The organism is Gordonibacter sp. (assembly GCF_036667095.1).
Lineage (GTDB): Bacteria > Actinomycetota > Coriobacteriia > Coriobacteriales > Eggerthellaceae > Gordonibacter.
Genome location: NZ_JAVWUP010000305.1, coordinates 1 through 2,353 on the forward strand (window position 1 = coordinate 1; position 2,353 = coordinate 2,353).

At 50.1% G+C, this 2,353-nt stretch carries 2 protein-coding genes; both read left to right on the forward strand.

The features are described 5' to 3' along the window. Positions 1–357: 357 nt before the first annotated feature. Positions 358–1,218: a HipA domain-containing protein gene (locus RR842_RS14000; protein ID WP_332730193.1), complete on the forward strand. Its 861-nt coding sequence runs from the start codon at positions 358–360 to the stop codon at positions 1,216–1,218. Positions 1,219–1,268: 50 nt separating this feature from the next. Then, positions 1,269–2,015 carry a recombinase family protein gene (locus tag RR842_RS14005; RefSeq protein WP_332730195.1) on the forward strand — a complete coding sequence of 249 codons (747 nt, stop codon included), beginning with the start codon at positions 1,269–1,271 and terminating at the stop codon, positions 2,013–2,015. Positions 2,016–2,353: the final 338 nt, after the last annotated feature.

The window sequence follows — 2,353 nt, forward strand, 5'->3', positions numbered from 1 at the left end:
TACTTGTTTCGCATGCTGAGGAATGGTGGGTTTGCATTCCGTGATGTGGGGTTGAGGTCCTAAGGTGCCAAGGGTACCAAGAAATAGTTTCAGTGCTGCCACACAGTGCTGACGCAAAGGTAATTACGTCACAAATGAAAAATCTTCGTCTGGTTAATGATGAAAGTCGCTCGAAGATTCTTCAAGCGTACGGCGCCAATGCAGTCTGATATGCAGCGGTGCTTTCGCTGTTGCTCTTTACAGGGAAGGCTTAGCCGTATCATAAGAGATATATCATTCTATTGATACTACCCAATAGAATGATATACTGTAGTCTCAAATACAATAAAGATTGCTATTGATACTATAGGTGGTAACGTGGACTTCTCATCCTTTCCCGATAGCGGAAGATATTATGCTGGTAGCGAGCGCAAGAAGGGCGTAATCATGCCGGATGGCAGCTGCTACATGATCAAATTTCAGAAGGCCACTGCATTTGGCAAGCGCTTCAATCATGTATCAGAATACTTAGGCTCCCATATATTCGAGCTTGCGGGAATTCCCGCGCAAAGCACCTACCTTGGTACGTTCGGCGACGAACCTGTGGTGGCATGTCGCGACTTCAACACCAGTGAGGCGCAATTCGTTCCCTTCAACGATATCGGCGAGAGCACGTTGGAAGAAGATAAAGAATCCTACCAGTATGAATACGCCGACATCATGCACATGCTTCACGACAACAGCAAGCTTACCAATGTAGCCGAGACCATCGAGTTGTTTTGGCGTATGTATGTGGTGGATGCCCTCATCGGCAACTTCGATAGACATGGTGCGAATTGGGGTTTCGTGAAGAAAAGCAACGCGTATGCCATGGCCCCTGTTTTCGACAATGGCTCGTGCCTGTTCCCGAATCTGGTCGACGACGATGCAATTCTTGAGGTTTTGAAAGATGAGGATGAAATGCTCAAGCGGGTCTACGGTTTCCCCACCTCCCAGATAAAGCTTCGCGGCAAAAAGAGTTCCTATAGCCAGATTATTGCAAGTGGCTTGTTCTCCGAATGCAACGATGCATTGCGCTTCGTTATGGAGCATATTGTCCAAAGCGAAATAGAAAAACTTGTTGACGGCATTGCGGGCATAAGTGAGGTTCGACACGATTTTTACCAGCGCATGCTTGACCTTCGCTACCAGCTGATCCTGCAAAAATCGTACCAAACTCTTCTGCGAGGTAGGCTATGAGACACTCCACAACGAAGGGCGTAATCTGCCTCACCGATGAAGCAACGCATTTGGAGTACCACCTTGGAACGATTGGGTATACGGAGTACGAAGACGGCTCCTTTCGCTACGTCATTGCGCCGAATTACAGCGTGATAGCGCTCCTTCATCCGCCGCTCTTCCAGGGTATTCCCGGCGTTAATCTCGATTTGCACCGCAAAGAATACGTGCGGGAAAACCGTACGCCGGTCTTTGTGAGCGAACGCGCTCCTGCCGAGAATCGTGAAGATGTGCGCGAGCTGCTCGACATGCATGGGCTGGAGTACCTGAATCGCCTGGAGTGGCTCATTCGCACGCCCACGCGCTACTCGGGTGACAATCTGTACGTGATTCGAGCAGAAGAGGCAGACTTAAATGCCCCGGTCTTTGTGGGCGATCTCTCTGGTTTGGGTGCGCGTTCATCGCAGGCTACGAAAGCTTTGCTTGACATGATATGCAGGGGGAGAGTGATCCAGGGCGAAGGATTTTCGATCGACGACTCCAATCGCGCTGAATACTTTGCGATCTTGCATGCTTTATATGCGAAAGAAAAGTCCTTCATCGATAAGCAAAGACAAGCCGGTATCGAAAGGGCATCTGCCGAAGGAAAATACCAGGGTCGCCAGAGAAGGCGCCTTGACGAGATCGTGTTTGCTGACGTAATGGAACGCTATGATGCCGCAACTATCAATGCTGAGCAGGCGGCGAGGGAACTTGGAGTTAGCCGCGCAACTTTTTTTCGCCGATCAAAGGAATTCCACGAGAGTGGGCCGCGTTGACGGAGGGTTAAGGCAACGTTCGAGGGAGTAGCGGCACGCTTTATTTTGTGGGTCGAACCAAGTGATGCCTCTGCCCGCTGATCGCGTCCGTCGATGGTGGTGTCGTTCGCCCTGCGTTTGGGACTCCTCTTTTTGTTGCGCAGGGATGTGCTGTATCGAGTTCCTCCAAACGATTTGCCGGCATGAGTGGACAAACAAACTATATAGGGTCTGCTCCATAACAGGCCCTATTTCAGGCTTGCTGCAGACACCCTATCTCCTGTCAATAACAATGACCATGATTTCAGCGTCTTTATCGCCCACTGAATGAAGGCATGAAGAAGCCTCTCGAGCTTCTT